Origin of the sequence: Providencia sp. wls1922 (genome assembly GCF_009706505.1) — a bacterium.
In the GTDB taxonomy this organism is placed as follows: Bacteria; Pseudomonadota; Gammaproteobacteria; order Enterobacterales; family Enterobacteriaceae; genus Providencia; species Providencia lanzhouensis.
In genome coordinates this window covers 1-19,692 of the sequence record NZ_WLUG01000057.1, presented here as the reverse complement: position 1 = coordinate 19,692, position 19,692 = coordinate 1, and the positions used below count along the sequence as shown (strand labels likewise).

Annotated in this window: 13 protein-coding genes and 1 pseudogene; 7 read left to right on the top strand and 7 right to left on the bottom strand. The window is 44.1% G+C overall.

Annotated elements, in window-relative coordinates; genetic code table 11:
* Window positions 1-366 precede the first annotated feature (366 nt).
* Both clpS and clpA read left to right on the top strand, forming a co-directional pair.
* The gene (gene clpS, locus GKR71_RS05230; RefSeq protein WP_036951847.1) at window positions 367-687 is read left to right on the top strand and encodes an ATP-dependent Clp protease adapter ClpS; all 321 of its coding nucleotides are present in this window, start codon (window positions 367-369) and stop codon (window positions 685-687) included.
* 31 nt (window positions 688-718) lie between these two features.
* The gene (clpA, locus tag GKR71_RS05225; protein WP_036951845.1) at window positions 719-3,004 is read left to right on the top strand and encodes an ATP-dependent Clp protease ATP-binding subunit ClpA; all 2,286 of its coding nucleotides are present in this window, start codon (window positions 719-721) and stop codon (window positions 3,002-3,004) included.
* Window positions 3,005-3,071: 67 nt separating this feature from the next.
* Here clpA and infA read toward each other — a convergent pair whose 3' ends face one another.
* From infA to trxB, 6 genes are all read right to left on the bottom strand, one after another.
* Window positions 3,072-3,290 carry a translation initiation factor IF-1 gene (infA, locus tag GKR71_RS05220; protein ID WP_004244560.1) on the bottom strand — a complete coding sequence of 73 codons (219 nt, stop codon included), beginning with the start codon at window positions 3,288-3,290 and terminating at the stop codon, window positions 3,072-3,074.
* A 139-nt stretch (window positions 3,291-3,429) separates the two neighbouring features.
* Entirely contained in the window at window positions 3,430-4,152 is a 723-nt protein-coding gene (gene aat / locus GKR71_RS05215) for a leucyl/phenylalanyl-tRNA--protein transferase (RefSeq protein ID WP_154634016.1), read from the bottom strand.
* A gap of 8 nt (window positions 4,153-4,160) precedes the next feature.
* Window positions 4,161-5,903: a heme ABC transporter ATP-binding protein/permease CydC gene (cydC, locus tag GKR71_RS05210; protein ID WP_154599929.1), complete on the bottom strand. Its 1,743-nt coding sequence runs from the start codon at window positions 5,901-5,903 to the stop codon at window positions 4,161-4,163.
* Window positions 5,904-5,905: 2 nt separating this feature from the next.
* On the bottom strand, window positions 5,906-7,672 hold the full coding sequence (cydD, locus tag GKR71_RS05205) for a heme ABC transporter permease/ATP-binding protein CydD (protein ID WP_036951837.1): 1,767 nt from the start codon (window positions 7,670-7,672) through the stop codon (window positions 5,906-5,908).
* Between the two features lie 320 nt (window positions 7,673-7,992).
* Complete coding sequence (locus tag GKR71_RS05200) at window positions 7,993-9,681, bottom strand: DUF7057 domain-containing protein (protein ID WP_036951833.1); 1,689 nt, start codon at window positions 9,679-9,681, stop codon at window positions 7,993-7,995.
* 202 nt (window positions 9,682-9,883) lie between these two features.
* Complete coding sequence (trxB, locus tag GKR71_RS05195; protein WP_108478922.1) at window positions 9,884-10,846, bottom strand: thioredoxin-disulfide reductase; 963 nt, start codon at window positions 10,844-10,846, stop codon at window positions 9,884-9,886.
* A gap of 553 nt (window positions 10,847-11,399) precedes the next feature.
* Here trxB and lrp point away from each other — a divergent pair.
* The 5 genes from lrp to serS all read left to right on the top strand — a co-directional run bounded on the left by lrp (window position 11,400) and on the right by serS (window position 19,433).
* Window positions 11,400-11,894 carry a leucine-responsive transcriptional regulator Lrp gene (gene lrp / locus GKR71_RS05190; protein ID WP_004918089.1) on the top strand — a complete coding sequence of 165 codons (495 nt, stop codon included), beginning with the start codon at window positions 11,400-11,402 and terminating at the stop codon, window positions 11,892-11,894.
* Window positions 11,895-12,306: 412 nt separating this feature from the next.
* Window positions 12,307-15,960: a DNA translocase FtsK 4TM domain-containing protein gene (locus tag GKR71_RS05185; protein ID WP_154634015.1), complete on the top strand. Its 3,654-nt coding sequence runs from the start codon at window positions 12,307-12,309 to the stop codon at window positions 15,958-15,960.
* An 86-nt stretch (window positions 15,961-16,046) separates the two neighbouring features.
* Window positions 16,047-16,667, top strand: a complete 621-nt coding sequence (gene lolA, locus GKR71_RS05180) for an outer membrane lipoprotein chaperone LolA (RefSeq protein WP_036951825.1) — start codon at window positions 16,047-16,049, stop codon at window positions 16,665-16,667.
* A 24-nt stretch (window positions 16,668-16,691) separates the two neighbouring features.
* On the top strand, window positions 16,692-18,035 hold the full coding sequence (locus GKR71_RS05175; protein WP_036951822.1) for a replication-associated recombination protein A: 1,344 nt from the start codon (window positions 16,692-16,694) through the stop codon (window positions 18,033-18,035).
* 105 nt (window positions 18,036-18,140) lie between these two features.
* Window positions 18,141-19,433 (top strand): serine--tRNA ligase, encoded by a 1,293-nt coding sequence (serS, locus tag GKR71_RS05170; protein WP_132494457.1) that lies wholly within the window; start codon window positions 18,141-18,143, stop codon window positions 19,431-19,433.
* A 79-nt stretch (window positions 19,434-19,512) separates the two neighbouring features.
* On the opposite strand, the pseudogene GKR71_RS20020 reads toward serS, so the two are convergent.
* Window positions 19,513-19,692: pseudogene (locus GKR71_RS20020) on the bottom strand (Rpn family recombination-promoting nuclease/putative transposase); the annotation flags it as partial.

The window sequence follows — 19,692 nt, the reverse complement described above, 5'->3', positions numbered from 1 at the left end:
ATAAAATACACATGCAAACTAGGTATAAATACGAAGTTAATCGCTCGCATTTCATACTGTATTGAATAGGGATATTTGGTCAAGAGTCGGATTTTGGCTTTTTGAATAAACTGAAAATAATCCGATGAGCGTTTTTCGTGAAATTTTAAATTTTTTGACGTATATCACAAAATTTAGATGCTATAAGTTAGTTATCAGCCCATGGTACACTGGGATAAATTGAGAATTCAGTACCAAAATGAAGACAAAGTATTTTTAATGGCTTAGCTTTATTGAATTGCTATTTAGTGAATAGATATCATTGATAATAAAGGCTATGCTTAAATTGAATTTCCACACTGAGCAACACGACTGAGCACGAAAGTAATGAGTGATTTTCTGGGCACATTTAAAACTGACACAATTTTTAAAGATGAAGTTGAAAAGACGCTGCAACCACCATCGATGTATAAAGTATTGTTAAATAATGATGATTATACTCCGATGGATTTTGTTGTTGAGGTGTTACAAAAATACTTTTCTTTTGATGAAGAACGCGCTACACAGATAATGTTAGATGTACATTTTCAAGGTAAAGGTATTTGCGGTGTCTATACTGCTGAAGTTGCAGAAACAAAAGCCGCTCAAGTCAATGCTTTTGCAAGGGAACATGAATATCCTTTATTGTGTACTATAGAGAAAGTCTGAAGAGTCTTAATATCAATTTTGGGAGGTGCTTATGCTCAATCAAGAATTGGAGCTTAGTCTAAATGTTGCTTTTACCAGAGCGAAAGACAATCGCCATGAATTTATGACTGTGGAGCACCTATTGCTGGCATTATTGAGCAATATCTCTGCGCGTGAAGCTTTAGAGGCTTGTAAGGTCGACTTGGTTGCCCTGAGACAAGAACTCGAACATTTTATTGCCCAAACTACGCCGCTATTACCTGAGAATGATACACGAGACACTCAACCGACTTTGAGTTTCCAGCGCGTACTGCAACGTGCTGTTTTTCATGTTCAATCATCAGGACGCAGCGAAGTGACTGGTGCGAATGTGCTAGTGGCAATTTTTAGCGAACAAGAATCCCAGGCGGCTTATTTATTACGTAAGCATGATGTTAGCCGCCTTGATGTCGTTAATTATATTTCCCACGGTACCATTAAAGGTGAAGATTCTTCTTCATCGGAGGATGATGCCGCAAACAATACACCACCAAGTGAAGAGCAACCGGTCTCAGAAGACCATATGGATAACTTCACCACCAATCTAAATCAACAGGCTAAGAAAGGGAATATCGACCCGCTGGTAGGACGTCAGGCTGAATTAGAGCGTACCATTCAAGTGTTGTGCCGTCGCCGTAAAAATAATCCATTATTGGTTGGGGAATCCGGCGTAGGTAAAACGGCGATCGCCGAGGGCTTAGCATGGCGTATTGAGCAAAATGATGTGCCTGAAGTGATGAAAGATTGCACAATCTACTCACTGGATATCGGCTCATTGTTGGCAGGTACTAAATATCGCGGTGATTTTGAAAAACGTTTTAAAGCGCTGCTGAAAATGTTGGAAAAAGACCCGAAAAGCATTCTGTTTATCGATGAAATTCATACGATTATCGGTGCCGGTGCGGCATCGGGTGGACAGGTAGACGCTGCAAACTTGATTAAGCCGCTGTTATCAAGTGGGCGTATCCGGGTGATTGGCTCTACTACCTATCAAGAATTCAGCAATATCTTTGAGAAAGATAGAGCGCTGGCTCGACGTTTCCAAAAAATTGATATTGTGGAACCTACCCCTGAAGAAACCGTGCGTATCATTAATGGATTGAAACCGAAATATGAGTCTCACCATGATGTGCGCTACACCGCGAAAGCTATTCAGGCGGCGGTGGATTTATCGGTGAAATACATTACCGATCGCCATCTGCCGGATAAAGCGATTGATGTTATCGATGAAGCGGGAGCTAGAACCCGTTTAGTGGCGCCAAGCAAGCGCAAGAAAACCATCGGTGTACCTGAAATCGAAACTGTGGTGGCGCGTATTGCGCGTATTCCAGAAAAAACGGTTTCCTCTAGCGATAAAGATCGTTTGAGAACCTTAGACTCACGCCTGAAGATGTTAGTCTTTGGACAAGATAAAGCGATTGAGGCGCTGTCTGAGGCGATTAAAATGAATCGCGCAGGCTTAGGGTTAGAACATAAACCTGTTGGCTCATTCTTGTTTGCAGGACCAACTGGCGTGGGTAAAACGGAAGTCACCGTGCAGCTGGCAAAAGCATTGGATGTGAAACTGCTGCGCTTTGATATGTCCGAATATATGGAACGCCATACAGTTAGCCGACTGATTGGTGCTCCTCCGGGATATGTTGGTTTTGACCAAGGTGGTTTACTGACCGATGCCGTCATTAAGCATCCGCATTCCGTCGTGTTATTGGACGAAATTGAAAAAGCGCACCCTGATGTGTTTAACATTCTTCTGCAAGTGATGGATCACGGTACGCTGACGGATAATAACGGACGTAAAGCGGATTTCCGTAATGTTATTGTGGTAATGACTACCAACGCAGGGGTACAAGAAACTCAGCGCCGTTCGATAGGCTTTGCAGAGCAAGATAATAGTACGGATGCGATGTCTGAAATTAAAAAGGCATTTTCACCGGAATTCCGTAACCGTCTTGATGGCATTATTTGGTTTAATGCGCTGTCGATGGATATCATCACGCAAGTGGTTGATAAATTCATTGTTGAGCTGCAAGCCCAGTTGGATGAGAAGGGTGTCTCGATTGAGGTCAGCCAAGCAGCTCGTCGTTGGTTGTGCGAGAAAGGGTATGACAAAGCAATGGGTGCCCGACCTATGGCGCGTGTCATTCAGGACAACCTGAAGAAACCATTGGCAAATGAACTGTTATTTGGTTCGTTAACAAATGGCGGCTCGGTGAGTATCGGGCTTGATGAAAAGAGTCACACACTGACATACAGCTTCAGTAGCGTACACAAGGCCTCTCCAGAGGATGCTGTAATCTGACAATAACTAGTACCACAGGTGTCTTAGGCACCTGTGGTCTTGTCAGGCCTTGCCTGAAAATCGAAAATCAGCGGCTACGGAAAATGATGCGGCCTTTGCTCAGGTCGTAAGGAGTTAACTCTACAGTTACCTTGTCGCCTGTCAGAATGCGGATGTAGTTTTTACGCATTTTACCAGAGATGTGCGCAGTCACGACGTGACCGTTTTCCAGTTCAACGCGGAACATTGTATTTGGCAGGGTATCCAAAACGGTTCCCTGCATTTCAATATTATCTTCTTTGGCCATCTAATCCTCTAAGTCTAATAACCGTGATTTTTTACGGGCAAGATAATGCCCAAAAACCCACACTAAGTAAAGAAGTGTCGCATTTTAAAGCGATCTTTCTTTAAAATAGTTGGGGATAAAATTACTGTGTTGCCACTTTCTATCGCTTAAAAAGTGGTGATTTTTCAAATGATTGAGGTAAATCAATTGACTGTGGTAACCAGCATGCTGGGTCAATCCGCAGGTCACGCCACCGATAAAGAATATGCAGAAAATCCCTGCGGGAGATCTCCGTCGCGCCAAGTGAAGCGGTGTGGTGGTTAAGTACCTGACAATCAAAAAGTTGCCCATTATAGCGCAAAAAATGAAAATAGAATGTAATAAAAGCACATTTGGATGCATCATTCATTCTACTGAACATTGACTCCCCACAAAACAGGTGCCCCATGTTCACGCCATACAAGCCCCCCACCAGCTGATCACCATGCCACGCCTCAATCGAGTGAGCGAGTCCTTCTTGATGAAGCGCTAGGTAACCCGCCTGTACGGAAGGAAGGATCCACGTTCCTTCTGCACGAACTGCACAAGCCGCTATCACCTCTTTGAACGCATGATTTATGGTAATGCGATAAGGGGATTTTTTTAATGTTTTGATCATGGAACGGCTGATATGCAGGTCGCCCACTTTCAAGACTGCTCGCGGATCAGGAGACCACCACAATGGGACTTCACCTGGGTTAAACCACGGAAAAATGCCATCATAGTAAGCCGCTTGTAAGCGTCGAGATGATAAATCACCGCCGATCGCCAGTAACCCATTAGGTTCCCGCATCGCTTCAGACACGGGCGGGAACAGGTATGAATCATCGTCCAATTGGTACATGGTGCACCTCAGCGAGTTTGCTGAACCAAATGACGTTGACGGAACTGATAATAACGACCTTGCTCAGCTAACAATGCCGGGTGTGAGCCTTGCTCAATAATTTCGCCATTATCCATCACACAAATGGTATCCATTTGTTCTAACCCTTGCATACGATGGGTGATCACCAGTAGCGTTTTGTCAGCACATTTTTGTTTGAGCAAGCTAAGAATTTGCTGTTCAGTATGCGCATCTAACCCTTCGGTTGGCTCATCCATTAAGATAAGTGGCGCATTGTGCAGAAGGGCACGAGCGATACCTAAGCGGCGTTGCTCACCTCCTGATAATTGACGACCGCCTTCACCCATCCATGCGTTTAATTTTAGTTGATTATCCAATAAATTATCTAAGCCCACTTGGGTGAGTACATCGCAAAGTTGCTCATCTGAGGCTTGTTCGTTGGCTAATAGTAAATTGTTGCGCAGGGTATCACTGAACACATGAACGCGCTGAGGAACCACAGACATTACGCTACGTAGCGCTTCTTCGCTATAAGCTTGAATTGGTTGACCATTAATCGATATCACGCCATTGTCTACATCCCAAGCGCGGGTGAGCAATTGAAGCAGAGTGGATTTGCCACAGCCCGTTTTCCCTAATAACGCAATGTGTTGGCCTTGTTTAATCGACAAGGAGACATTTTTCAATACGGCGAAAGGCTGTTCTGGATAAGTGAATGTGATGTTATCGATGGTCAGGCTCTCAAGAGAATCGAGCGTAGTGCCTTGGCTGACAAAGCTAACTTCCGGTTTTGCATGCATTAACTGAGAAACGCGAGTGGCTGAGGCAATCACTTGCCCCATATGTTGGAATGCGACGGCAACAGGCCCTAAGGCTTCAAACGAGGCTAATGCACAGAAAACAAATAAGGCAATCAGCGCACCGGGTTGTGTATTTCCGCCAACATGTTCAGCTGCCATCCATAAAAGCAAGGTCGCGGTTAGTCCTGATGCACACAGAATGATGGCTTGAGATAAACCTGTCAGTGCAGCTTGTTGCTGCTGGCGACCTTGCCATGAATTTTCGATGTTTGATAAATTTTGACGAAAACGCGCAGTCGCGCCAAACAAGGCTAATTCGGCTTGACCTTGCAATGCTGAAGTTAATACTGTGCGGTAATTTCCGCGCAGTTCAGTCAGTTCGCGTCCAATCGGTTTACCTGCACGATAAAATACAAATGGCATCGTAAACAGCAGGAACAGCATAACGCCACCTAATGTCCATGCAAGGCGAGGATCAAGGAAACTTAAACCAATGATCAGGATAAACGTGACAAAGAAAGCACTGACAATCGGCGAGAGAACACGCAAGTATAGGTGGTCTAGGGTTTCGACATCCGCAACTAGTCGGTTTAATAGATCTCCTTGGCGGAAACGGCTGATCCCACCCGGAGAGAGCGGTAATACCTTACTGAAGGCGAACACGCGCAGATGTGCTAAAACTTTAAATGTCGCATCGTGGCTGACTAAGCGCTCGGCGTAGCGTCCTGCGGTACGGAAAATAGCCGCACCACGAACCCCAGCCGCAGGCAACATATAGTTAAAGAAAAATATCCCCGGTGCACCGACTATAGCCGCACCAGCTAAGAACCATCCCGATAACGTGAGAAGACCAATACTGGAAAGCAGCGTGACAATCGCCAGAATGATCCCTAAGGAAATCAAAAACCAATGACGGCGATAGAGGGCTAAGAAGGGGAGTAACACTTTCATTTTCAAAGCTCCTCTTGGCGATGAGCGAGTAACTGGGCAAAAGCACCTTCAGACTGGCTCAGTTGTTGGTAATCACCACGCTGGATAATTTTTCCGTTAGACATGACCCAAATTTGGTCGTAATCCATGGTTTCTTCCAGTAAATGGGTCACTAATAACGTGGTTTGCTGCTCAGATAATTGATTCAATGTTTCCATCACGCGCTGTTCGCTGTGAGCATCTAAGCTGGCAGCTGGCTCATCTAATAGCAACAAGCGAGAGGGTTTTAAGAGTACACGAGCGACAGCGACACGCTGGGCTTGCCCAACAGAAAGACGTGCTGCGAAATCACCTAAGCGAGTATTTAACCCATCCGGTAAGTTTGGCAAAAATTCCGCGACATAGGCTTTTTCGATCGCAGACTGAATTTCTGATTCAGTTGCATTGGGTTTTCCTAGGCAAATATTTTCCTGCAACGTTTGTTCAGGTAAATGTGGGTTTTGCCCAACCCAGCCGACCAAAGCACGCCACTGTTCAGGGCATAATTGATCGAGCTCATTGCCATTAATAGTGATGGAACCACGGTAAGGCAAGAAGCCAAGTAATAAGTTTAATAGGGAGCTTTTACCCGCACCACTTTGACCTACTAAGGCGATGCGTTGTTGCGGCTCAATGGTGAAATCGAGAGGACCCGCCAGGATAGTGCCATCATGGGAGAGAACTTCCAGATGCTTGGCTTCAATGCGAATAGGTTGTTCATCAATTACCTTATCGCCTTGTGGTAATTGTTCGTCACCTTGACTTTCGAGTAAGGTCACCAGAGATTCCGCGGCGCCTACTGCTTGGGCTTTTGCATGATAGTAAGTGCCTAGGTCGCGCAGCGGCTGGAAAAATTCTGGGGATAAAATCAGCGCAAGGAAACCTGCAAATAATGTGACTGGCAGACCATAACTACCGAAACTTAACTCTCCAAGATAAGAGAATCCGAAATAAACGGCGACAACTGCAATGGAGATTGATGCGAAAAACTCTAAGACTCCCGACGATAAAAATGCCATACGCAGCACTTCCATGGTGCGAGAACGGAAGTCTTCGGTGGATTCACGAATCTGGGAGACTTCAGCTTTGCCACGGAAAAATAAGCGTAGGGTGTCTAATCCTCGTAAACGGTCGAGGAAACTACCACTCAAACGGCTTAAGGCAAGGAAGTTACGGCGGTTAGCATCGGCAGCACCGAGTCCTACCAGCGCCATGAAAATCGGAATTAACGGTGCGGTTGCAAATAAAATCAGCGCAGCTGCCCAGTTAAATGGGAAGATGGCAATCAAGATCATGATTGGGATGATGGTGGCTAAATACATTTGCGGAAGATAGCGAGAATAGTAATCCTGCATGTCTTCAATCTGCTCAAGAATAATCGTTGCCCAGCTTCCTGCTGGCTTACCCTTGACCCAGACAGGGCCTAACTCTTGCAGTTTATCTAATACCATACCGCGGACTTGCTGCCTGACAACTTGTCCACATCGGTAGCCCGCGCGTTCACGAAGATAGTGAACAACACCGCGTAAAATAAAGACACTAATTAATAATGCAAAGTCAGTGAGGAGTTGCTCTCGTGGAATGTGGTCCATCATGAGGGCTTGAAGGATCACAGCGAGGAACCAAGCCTGCGCAATAATTAATAAACCGCTGACTATGCCTAATAGCATAGAAATTCGGAGCCAACGCTTAGCAGGAGCGCTGTGTTGCTTTAACCAACGCACCAATTCAGTCTGTCTTGATTTATCCATAATGATTTAGTTAGCAGGTGTAGTTTTCATGTTATTGAGTGCAGTTAAGATAGTTGACTTTGTCATCAAATCTAACCGAATTTTTGCCTATCATAACAGCTTCCATCAGATATGTTACATAATAAAAGCCAGTTATTTGAATAGAACAATTTTTGTTATCGATATGTTTTATAAAGGTAAATTATATGAGCGTAATATAATTAAATTTGAACGAACAGAGGATGTTACCGTTATTACAAAGAAAAAATAAGATGGCTTAATTTATAATTGTTAAGCCACCTACATTTTAGGTTGAAATAATTTTGGGGGATTTTTGTGTGTTATTCAGGAACAATTTGCAACCAGGTTTTTGGTTTCAACATAAACTGGTTGTTGAGTAGCTTATCCCATGCTGTTTTTTTGAATTGCATATCATCGAATACCTCTCTTTGCGTATCCACTAATTTCCATGTGTTATCCGCGGACTGCCAAATAGTACATTCATAATCAAGGGACTCGGGTATGGAGTAGCACATCACCACGTCGTCAGTTCCATCGTTGTTTGCATCGGTCATAAATCCAAGGCATTCATAATTACTGTAATAATTGGTGCAATTCCATGCGTCGCGGATCCCGTCTTCCATATCAAACCAGCTTTGTGGCAATGGTTGGCTGCCTTTGGCGATGATAAGAACGTCTTTAAGTGGTTTAGGGACATCAGAGTAAGCGCCAACTTTGAGCTGTGCTTTCGTATCAGGGTCTTGCTCCAATTTTGCTAACGCCTCTTTTCCTTGCACTCCTAATTTCTCTAAGTCATAAGATAAATCGTAGTTAATTTTAATTTTGCCTTTTTCAACAGCCGCCATAATGCTGTTGACCGCAATGCGTTGGAAATCACCAATAGGGCTATTAATGACTAAGATTGTGGCGATTAAACCTAGAATAGCGACCTTATTTATCCTACCGAGGGAGAATGCCCAGCGGCGTTGTTTTACTATGATTGTGATGCTGTAAGCTAAAATAATCAGGGCTAAAAATAGTGCAATAGTAAATGCATATAGCCTGCTCACACTCCAGCTATATTGGCTAACACGAACGAAAATACCGTACAGAGAAAGTGCAGAAAATGCATTTAGTAGAACGATGCTGATCAGTACAAAGCCATTGATAATAGGTTTAAATTGGAATTGGGTTGTGCCATCGCCATAAAGGGCATTAATAAATATAATATTTAAAATCACAAAGCAAAGCATGGTGCCAGAACCTAGCTCTGAAGCTGTGTAATGCACACCAGTTAATATGGATACAACCAAGCCAGCTAAGAAAATTACGGCGATTAAACTGAGTAAGGGTAGGAAAAATTGCGAGAAATATTTGGCGATGTTGTTCAGTTGCATCACCAATTTGGAACGTAAAAAGAGCAAGCTAGTATTAAAACCAACTAAAAATGCTATCCAAAGGACAATATAGTGACCAAGAAATTGGCTGAGTGTTGATAGATTGACAATGCCGAATAAAAAGCTGGCTTGCTTGACAATCAGCGCTAGTAAGCCCCCAATGGCACAGGCGAAAAGACCAAATAAGGTGTTACGGAAATAGTGCCCGACTAAGCAGCTGTAATCAGCTTTCCAGGTTCCTGTGGCTTGGCGGTTTTGCATCCAAGGCAATATGAAAAAAATCAGGACAGTGAGCGTCGTAATAGAGAGGAATGGGTCATTGTTATCAGAAGTACCAATATCAAGGCTTTGCCAAGTATTGATCCAAAAAACAAGCACAATCGTTAGGATAATATTGAAATAAAACACCGCTTGCTTGGCATTGGTAATAAGAAAGCTGATAACCGAAGGAACAAAAATAGCCAACATCATGGGTAAATAAGCCCATGTAGGGCTTAATGGAATTTCTATGGAATAATCAAGAGTGGCGGTGATGACAATTCCTTGAATAACCGATAGCAAGATAACAATGAAATACGCCAGCTTATTAAGTGAACCCATAAAGTTGGGCTCTTTTTGCGTTTGAGGCTCCATGTCACTTCCTTATTTGAATGAACAAGATAATTAAATTGAGTATAGGCATGGGGTAAAAAGAGGAATATAAACTTGCTCCTAATTCAGAATGGAATAGCGCTTTATTTTTAAAATAGGAATAAATAAAAAGCCCCATTCTATTTCGCTGCGAACTTAATGAACGACAACGCAAAAATGGGGCTTCTATTTTTAGATTAAAAAATTATTTCTTGTCTGCTAACCCGTCTAGGTAACGTTCCGCATCTAATGCTGCCATGCAGCCAGTACCGGCTGAAGTAATTGCTTGGCGGTAGATGTGATCCATAACATCACCGGCCGCAAAGATCCCTTCAACGGAAGTTTGAGTTGCGTTACCGTTGGTGCCGGATTGCACTTTAATATAGCCATTATTTAAGGCTAATTGACCGTCAAAAATTGCGGTGTTAGGGCTATGACCGATAGCAATAAAGGCGCCCATGACAGCAACATCTTCCGTTTTATTGGTTTTGGTGCAACGTAAACGAACGCCTGTAACGCCCATATCATCGCCCAGAACTTCGTCTAATGTATTGTCGGTATGCAGAACGATGTTCCCATTTTCAACTTTATCCATCAGGCGATTAACTAGAATTTTTTCCGCTCTAAAGCTATCGCGGCGGTGAATCAAATGTACTTCAGACGCGATATTAGAAAGATACAGCGCTTCTTCAACGGCAGTATTACCACCACCGACAACCGCAACTTTTTGGTTACGATAGAAGAAACCGTCACAAGTTGCACAAGCAGAAACACCGCGACCTTTAAATGCTTCTTCTGATGGTAGACCGATGTAACGAGCAGACGCGCCTGTCGCAATGATCAATGCGTCACACGTATATTCTGTATCATCACCAAACAGGCGGAAAGGGCGCTGCTGGAAATCCACTTTTGTAATGTGGTCGTTGATGATTTCAGTTTCGAATTTTTCCGCATGAGCATGCATGCGTTCCATGAGTCCTGGACCTGTTAAACCTTCAGGATCACCCGGCCAGTTTTCAACTTCCGTGGTTGTGGTTAATTGGCCGCCTTTTTCCACCCCAGTAATCAGTGCAGGGTGTAAATTTGCGCGAGCTGCGTAAACGGCTGCGGTATAACCTGCAGGGCCTGAACCTAAAATGATTAACTTACGATGTGTGGTTGTGCTCATGAATTCCTCTTTTTAGTCTCAAAAAAGCATAAGGACGATTGTAGGAGAAATAGGGGGGTAACAAAAGTGATTTAACCATTCATTGATGTGGAGAGGACAAATTTTTCTGATAGGTAATACCAATTAAGAGTTAAAAAATGAGAGGGAAAGTGCTTTAATCACGAAACGGTAATTTTAGGAATTATCTTGAATTGCGTCTGCGAAACGTTTTACTGAAAAAAAAACCGAAATCTTGTACTGATTTTTATTCATTTACTTTGACAATCGGCTGCGCATTTGCGAAAACATCTATCTAAGAGTTAATTATCTAGCAGGTCAATGGAAATGGCGTATTTTTGTTCTTACTGGAAAATTAACTTTACGTCACACATTCAAGCAATGTCGCGACGATTGTAAGCCGCTCCAAAAGTAAATATGTTTCGGTTTACGAGAACTTCAGTTATGACGAATAGAATAGGTTCCACGCCCGCTAGTCCGCTTAGGAAGACTGACGTATAGATGGTGCCGTTTTATAAGATGTAGAAAATAACAATTAAAGAAAGAGAGATAAGAGATGATTGACAATAAAAAGCGTCCTGGCAAAGACCTTGACCGTATTGACAGGAATATACTGAACGAATTGCAAAAAGACGGGCGTATCTCTAACGTTGAACTATCTAAGCGTGTTGGTTTATCTCCAACGCCATGTTTAGAGCGTGTTCGTCGTCTTGAAAGACAGGGTTTCATTTCTGGTTATACCGCACTGTTGAATCCACACTATTTAGATGCATCGCTGCTGGTTTTCGTTGAAATCACTTTAAACCGTGGCGCGCCAGATGTGTTCGAACAATTCAACACAGCAGTTCAAAAACTTGAAGAAATTCAAGAGTGTCACCTCGTTTCCGGTGACTTTGACTATCTGTTGAAAACGCGTGTGCCAGATATGTCCGCATATCGTAAACTGCTAGGTGAAACGTTATTACGCCTTCCGGGTGTAAATGACACTCGTACCTACGTAGTTATGGAAGAAGTGAAACAAAGCAACCGCTTAGTGATTAAAACTCGCTAATTGCGCTTTGTGTTCATCATTCCTGCACAGCAATCTGCATTGTTGTCGCACTGCTGTTTCAACGCTGGGTTTACTCAGCGTTGTTCCGTTTTTAAGCACCATGATTTTTCTCTTTAATTCTCCCAATGGTTCTTTTTCGAACATTCTCTCGTCACTGTCCGCGATAGACTCAAAATTAGTCAGAAATTTTCATTTCAATTTATTGATTTTAAAGCTATAAACAATTAAGAATTTTGACCTTAAATAGAGTTTGAAACCCTATTCGTAAGATGAAATACTGAGTCTTATGGTCTCTATGGTGTGATAATTTGTCTTAATCGTCTTAATGCAGGCGCGTTTAGGGGATTAGTGTTAGAATAATCATAGGATAATCACGTATTAAGCAAGAACATCAGTCAGTAAAGAAACAATAATGAGCCAAGAATATACCGAAGATAAGTACATCAAATTTAAAAAGCTCAGTAGCGGCAGACGGCTATTAGAGGTGATTTTGTTGGCAATCTGCCTCTGTGCGATTTTTCTTATGGTCGCGCTATGGAGTTTTAATCCTTCTGACCCGAGTTGGTCGCAAACTAACTGGGATGCCCCCGTTAAAAATTTAGGGGGAAGTATTGGCTCATGGAGTGCGGATATCCTGTTTTCTGCATTTGGTATTCTCGCGTTTGCGATCCCGCCATTATTGTTACTCGGGTGTTGGGCAATTTATCACTATGAAAGCCAACGCCGCTATATTGACTTTTTCTCGCTCTCTTTACGCCTCATTGGCGGGTTAGCGCTGATCCTTTCATCTTGTGGTTTAGCCGCGCTCAACTTTGATGATTTACCCAACTTCGCCTCTGGCGGGGTCATTGGTAGTGTATTCAGTAATGCAATTATGCCGTGGTTTAACTCATTGGGCGCTACCTTGGCGCTGTTATTCCTCTGGGCAATCAGTTTCACCCTATTCACGGGTTGGTCTTGGCTGACGATCGCAGAAAAAATAGGGGCAGGGATATTACTTCCTATCACATTGCTAACAAACCGTGCCCGTGGTGATGAACTTGATGACTACGATTATGATGTTGAAGAGACGGAAGAGGCGCTACAGCGTGCTCAAATCGCTGAACATCAAGCAAATGATGAAAACCAACAATTTGATGCGGATGATGTTCTGTTTTCCGCCCCAACAGTCTCTGAGCTCGTTTCTGAGGATGTGCAGCTTGCGACTGAGCCACAGGTTATGGCTGATCCTCTATTAACGGCTGCGCCGCAATCCATTATTGAGCAAGCCCAGCCAAGCGCTTCTTTGGCAGAGCAGCCTACCTTTATTGCTCAACCAGCAGAAAATACAGCTTTACCGACATTTTCCGCGACAGAAGAGCCTTCAGCGACCAAAGAGCCGCAAACTTACCATTTTGAAGTGCCTGATGATTATCAGCCTCAAGTGGCACCGACTCAGGCATCTTCTCCTGCGCCTGTTATGCCTCAAGAACCAACATTTACGCCTGAGCCCGTTTTTGCTCCGGAACCTGTTTTTGAGTCTAAGCCTACAGCCCCAGTATTTACATCGCCACAGTTTACGCCTTTAGAGCCAACCATTGATATGGGAAGCCCTGACGTGAGTGAATCCTCGGTAACTAGCCGTGTTGCCGATCCTGCGGCGTTAGCAGCTGCGGGTATTTCGATTGCAGCGATGGAACGCCACGCGCAAGTGAAAAAGAATCTGGAGCCAGAATTACCTCGTCCAAATCCAGTTCGTTTACCGACTCGCCGTGAGCTATATGGTATTCGTATTCCATCTCAGCGTGATGCAGAGCTTCAACGTCGTCAAGAAGAGGCATCTCAGCGTGAGCAGGTATATCAGCAATGGTCTGCGACTGAAGAACCTGAAAATGAAGTGAAAACTAATGATGAGCTAGAGCAAGAAAGGTTGTTGCGCGTTCAATTCTTAGAGCAGCAACGTCAACGCTACGGCGAGCCAGATACGGATATGCAGGAGTTTGACGCTGCATTCCAGGTTAACCAGCCTGCGGTTGATTCTGTTGCCGCTTCAGATATTGTGCCAGAGCCAGAAACTCATCAAGATTATATGCCTGCGAGTACGTTTACTCAGCCAGAAATTGAACATCGTTGGGCTTCTGCTCCAGCATTTACGCCAGCTTTTGAGCCTACAAAGCAAATAGAGCCAACTTCCCCTTCAGATATCCATCGCTTTACTGCCCATGCTGATGATGAGCATGAGCAGGATAATGATCTGGATGATTTTGAACCTAAAATTGATTTAAGTACGCCATTATCGGCATTTGAGCGTTTCTCGCCGGTGGATGATTTAGTCGATGATGAACCTGCAGCGCCGCTGTTTATGCCGTCATTTACCGAACCGCCAGTGCAAGCACATTCGATAACGCAAGAACAGCCAATAACACCGGCAAATAATGGAAATGAATTTGTTGCTCATCCTGCGGGGCAGCCTCAAACTGCAGCACAGCAGCCACAGCAGCCACAGCAGCCACAGCAGCCACAGCAGCCACAGCAGTCACAGCAGGATAGTTTATTCCACCCATTCTTAGTACGTAACGACCAACCGTTACCGAAACCAACGACGCCAATGCCGTCGCTTGACCTACTGGCGAGTCCACCAGAGCAAGAAGAGCCAGTGGATATGTTCAAATTAGAGCAAACCGCAAGGTTAATTGAAGCACGCTTGAACGATTATCGGGTTAAAGCTGAAGTGGTTGGCTTCTCTCCAGGTCCCGTAATCACCCGTTTTGAGTTGGATCTTGCGCCGGGAGTGAAAGCAGCTCGAATTTCCACGTTATCCCGAGATCTTGCGCGTTCATTGTCGACAACAGCGGTTCGTGTTGTTGAGGTGATTCCAGGTAAACCCTATGTTGGTTTAGAGTTACCGAATGAAAAACGCCAAACCGTTTATTTGAGTGAAGTTTTAGACTGTGATGATTTTAGAAAAAATCCATCGCCGCTGACGATTGTTTTAGGGAAAGATATCGAAGGTGATCCGGTTGTTGCCGATTTGGCAAAAATGCCGCACTTATTAGTGGCGGGTACAACGGGATCCGGTAAATCGGTTGGGGTCAATGCGATGATCCTGAGTATCTTATATAAAGCGAAGCCTGAAGATGTTCGCTTTATTATGATAGACCCGAAAATGCTGGAACTTTCTATCTATGAAGGGATCCCGCACCTGTTAACTGAAGTCGTTACTGACATGAAAGATGCAGCGAATGCGCTACGTTGGTGTGTCAATGAAATGGAACGCCGTTATAAACTGATGTCAGCATTAGGCGTACGTAATCTCGCGGGTTACAACGACAAAATTAAAGCGGCAGCGGATATGAATCGCCCAATCCCAGATCCATTCTGGAAGCCTGGCGACAGTATGGATATGGAACATCCAATGCTGAAAAAAGAACCTTATATCGTGGTGATGGTGGACGAATTTGCGGACTTAATGATGACCGCAGGGAAGAAAGTGGAAGAGTTGATTGCTCGTTTAGCACAAAAAGCGCGTGCAGCCGGTATCCACCTCGTTTTAGCGACCCAACGTCCATCGGTTGACATCATTACTGGGTTAATTAAAGCCAATATTCCAACGCGTATCGCCTTTACGGTATCGAGTAAGATTGACTCGCGCACTATTCTTGACCAAGGTGGTGCTGAATCACTGCTGGGTATGGGGGATATGCTGTATCTGCCACCAAACTCATCGATTCCAGTGCGTGTTCACGGTGCATTTGTCCGTGACCAAGAAGTTCACGCTGTCGTAAATGATTGGAAAGCACGCGGGAAACCGCAATATATTGATAGCATCACGACATGTAGCGATGATAGTGAAGGCGGTGGAAGTTCAGATAATGGTGATGAGGATCTCGACCCGTTATTTGATCAAGCTGTCGAATTTGTTGTTGAAAAACAAAGGGTATCCATCTCCGGTGTACAACGTCAATTCCGTATCGGTTACAACCGTGCAGCTCGGATTGTTGAGCAAATGGAAGATCAAGGGATTGTCAGTGAACCGGGGCATAATGGAAACCGAGAAGTATTAGCCCCGCCATCAATGGGATATTAATATTTCATGTGATAATTGCTGGTTTAATTCAAGGGGTGTATAAAGACATACGCCCCTTGTGGTATTAATTTTAAGGTCTTTTCTCGATGAAAAAAATGATGTTGTTAGGTGCATTAGCCCTGAGTTTAAACGTAGGTCAAGTATTGGCAGATGCGAGTCAAGACCTTCAAGATCGACTGAGTAAAGTGAATAGCTTCCAAGCGAGCTTTTCTCAGAAAGTAACTAGCCCAGAAGGTGATCTTATCCAAGAGGGTGTCGGTGACTTGTGGATTGAACGCCCTAACTTATTTAACTGGAATATGACTTCGCCGGATGAAAGTGTTCTGGTATCAGACGGTAAAAACCTGTGGTTTTACAACCCATTTGTTGAGCAAGTGACGGTGACAAACTTAGCTGATGCTACCCAAGATACGCCATTCCTGCTATTAACTCGCAACAATCCGCAGGATTGGAAACAGTATTCTATTGTCCAACAGGGCAATACGTTTGATCTGAAACCAAAACAATCTAACGGGACATTAAAAAGTTTCTCTATTACGGTTAACCCACAAGGGACGATTGAGAAATTTGCTGCGGTTGAACAAGACGGACAAACCAGCGCCTATCAATTAAAACAGCAAAAAAATGGCCCAGTTGACCCAAGTAAATTCAAATTTACAGTACCAAAAGGGGTCACATTGGATGACCAGCGTTCTCGCGCTCACTAATATCTAGGGAGTAAAGAGGGTCTCGTGGGTAACTTATCTCTCGATTTTTCACAAAATGAATTCCAACCTCTGGCTGCGCGTATGCGGCCAGAAACGCTTGAGCAATATATTGGTCAAACACATTTACTTGCCGAAGGTAAACCATTACCACGTGCGATTAAGGCGGGTCATTTACACTCAATGATCTTGTGGGGACCTCCGGGAACGGGGAAAACTACTTTGGCTGAAATTATTGGTCACTATGCACAAGCGGATATCGAGCGCATTTCTGCGGTAACTTCAGGGATCAAAGAGATCCGTGAATCTATCGAAAAAGCGCGCCAAAATCGCAGTGCGGGGCGAAGAACCATTTTGTTTGTGGATGAAGTTCACCGCTTTAATAAAAGCCAGCAAGATGCTTTTTTACCTCATATTGAAGACGGTACCATCACTTTTATTGGTGCGACTACCGAAAACCCATCATTCGAACTCAACTCGGCACTACTTTCTCGCGCAAGAGTCTATCTATTAAAATCCTTAGAAAGTAGTGAAATTGAAGAAGTGCTGTTACAGGCATTGGGCGATAGCACCCGGGGTTTAGGTGGACAAAATATCGTTCTTCCAGATAGTACCCGAAAAATGATCGCTGACTTGGTTAATGGGGATGCAAGGCGCTCATTGAATCTGCTGGAAATGATGTCGGATATGGCGGAGGCAGATAACCAAGGTCAACGAGTGTTAACTGCCGAGTTGCTCAAAGAAGTGAGTGGTGAACGCGCAGCGCGTTTCGATAATAAGGGTGACCGTTACTATGATTTGATTTCTGCGTTGCATAAATCAGTTCGTGGTTCAGCTCCCGATGCTGCACTTTATTGGTATGCTCGGATTATTACTGCGGGCGGTGATCCTCTGTATGTCGCTCGTCGTTTATTGGCGATTGCCTCTGAAGATGTCGGGAATGCCGATCCTCGAGCCATGCAAGTGGCGATTTCAGCATGGGATTGTTTTACTCGTGTAGGCCCGGCGGAAGGGGAGCGAGCTATCGCTCAAGCCATTGTTTATCTTGCATGCGCACCGAAAAGTAATGCCGTTTACACCGCGTATAAAGCCGCAATTAAAGATGCTCAAATGCAGCCAGATTATGATGTTCCTGAACATTTAAGAAATGCCCCTACCAAATTAATGAAAGAGTTAGGTGTCGGTAAAGAGTATCGTTATGCTCACGACGAGCCTAATGCTTACGCGGCGGGTGAAAATTATTTCCCTGAACCGATGAAAGCGACGCAATACTATTACCCAACGGCACGCGGGCTAGAAGGCAAAATTGCTGAAAAACTCGACTGGTTAGCCCAACAAGATCAAATTAGCACAACAAAACGCTATCGCTAATCGGGTCAATGCGGTAAGGTTATAAAGCAATAAAATATTCTAAATATAACGCCGGAGCGCGTTATATTCGCTCTCACAATTGACTAACAAAATCACAGGATAAGCATGCTCGATCCAAATTTACTGCGTACGGAGCTAGACGCGGTTGCTACAAAACTGGCTCGCAGGGGTTTTACCCTTGATGTGGAAAAGCTGCGTGAATTAGAAGAACGCCGCAAAGTTTTACAAGTTGAAACTGAAACCCTGCAAGCAGACCGTAACTCGCGATCGAAAACTATTGGTGCAGCGAAAGCGCGTGGTGAAGACATTGAGCCATTGCGTCTGGAAGTGAACCAATTAGGCGAAAAATTGGATGCTGCTAAAGCAGAGTTAGATAAGCTGCAACAAGAAATCCGTGATATTGCATTAAGTATCCCGAATATTCCTGATGATGAAGTGCCTGACGGTAAAGATGACTCAGAAAACTTAGAAATCACTCGTTGGGGGCAACCTCGCCAATATGATTTTGAAGTCAAAGATCATGTGAGCTTAGGTGAACTGGCTGGTGGTTTAGATTTTCCAGCGGCAGTGAAATTGACAGGTGCTCGTTTTGTTGTGATGAAAGGTCAAATTGCGCGTATGCACCGTGCATTAGCGCAATTTATGCTGGATTTACATACTGAACAACATGGTTATCAAGAGCTGTATGTTCCTTATTTAGTTAACCATGACACGCTGTATGGTACTGGTCAGCTGCCGAAATTTGGTGAAGATTTATTCCACACTAAACCGTTGGAAGAAGAAGCGGATAGCAGCACTTATGCACTGATCCCAACTGCGGAAGTGCCAGTAACTAACTTGGTGCGTGATGAAATTTTAGATGAAGATTCACTTCCTTTGAAAATGACGGCTCATACACCATGTTTCCGCTCAGAAGCGGGCTCTTATGGTCGTGATACTCGTGGCCTTATCCGTATGCACCAATTTGATAAAGTTGAATTAGTGCAAATCGTGCATCCTGAGAAATCAATGGCGGCACTGGAAGAGTTAACCGGTCACGCGGAAAAAGTTCTGCAATTACTGGAACTGCCATACCGTAAAGTGCTGCTATGTACTGGGGATATTGGCTTTGGTTCACGCAAAACTTATGATTTAGAAGTTTGGCTGCCAGCGCAAAATACATACCGTGAGATTTCTTCTTGCTCAAATATGTGGGACTTCCAAGCTCGCCGTATGCAAGCGCGTTTCCGTGGTAAGAGCGACAAGAAAACCCAACTGGTTCATACATTGAATGGTTCTGGTTTAGCGGTTGGTCGTACTCTGGTTGCTGTATTAGAAAACTATCAGCAAGCGGATGGACGTATTGAAGTGCCAGCAGTCTTACGTCCATATATGAAAGGCTTAGAATATATCGGCTAATTGATATATTTGATGTTGAAGGCTGAGCTTGGTTTTAGACTGGGTTCAGCCTTTTTTATTGTAAAAATAAGTGGTTAAGTTACAAGCTCAACACTTGAATTTCTGAATGGGACAATCCCGAGATTTGGCTAATAACATCAATACTGAGTCCCAGGCTTAAACTCGTTATGACCAGTGACCTCATGCGTTGACGAGTATTAACTATTTCTTCTTTTCTCGCCTGCTCTATACCTTGCTCTATACCTTGCTCTATGCCTTG

What these genes read in the sequence shown, in the direction of transcription:
- clpS (WP_036951847.1), top strand. Translation starts at nt 367, where the DNA reads ATGAGTGATTTTCTGGGCACATTTAAAACTGACACAATTTTTAAAGAT.
- clpA (WP_036951845.1), top strand. Translation starts at nt 719, where the DNA reads ATGCTCAATCAAGAATTGGAGCTTAGTCTAAATGTTGCTTTTACCAGA.
- infA (WP_004244560.1), bottom strand. Translation starts at nt 3,290, where the DNA reads ATGGCCAAAGAAGATAATATTGAAATGCAGGGAACCGTTTTGGATACC.
- aat (WP_154634016.1), bottom strand. Translation starts at nt 4,152, where the DNA reads ATGTACCAATTGGACGATGATTCATACCTGTTCCCGCCCGTGTCTGAA.
- cydC (WP_154599929.1), bottom strand. Translation starts at nt 5,903, where the DNA reads ATGAAAGTGTTACTCCCCTTCTTAGCCCTCTATCGCCGTCATTGGTTT.
- cydD (WP_036951837.1), bottom strand. Translation starts at nt 7,672, where the DNA reads ATGGATAAATCAAGACAGACTGAATTGGTGCGTTGGTTAAAGCAACAC.
- GKR71_RS05200 (WP_036951833.1), bottom strand. Translation starts at nt 9,681, where the DNA reads ATGGAGCCTCAAACGCAAAAAGAGCCCAACTTTATGGGTTCACTTAAT.
- trxB (WP_108478922.1), bottom strand. Translation starts at nt 10,846, where the DNA reads ATGAGCACAACCACACATCGTAAGTTAATCATTTTAGGTTCAGGCCCT.
- lrp (WP_004918089.1), top strand. Translation starts at nt 11,400, where the DNA reads ATGATTGACAATAAAAAGCGTCCTGGCAAAGACCTTGACCGTATTGAC.
- GKR71_RS05185 (WP_154634015.1), top strand. Translation starts at nt 12,307, where the DNA reads ATGAGCCAAGAATATACCGAAGATAAGTACATCAAATTTAAAAAGCTC.
- lolA (WP_036951825.1), top strand. Translation starts at nt 16,047, where the DNA reads ATGAAAAAAATGATGTTGTTAGGTGCATTAGCCCTGAGTTTAAACGTA.
- serS (WP_132494457.1), top strand. Translation starts at nt 18,141, where the DNA reads ATGCTCGATCCAAATTTACTGCGTACGGAGCTAGACGCGGTTGCTACA.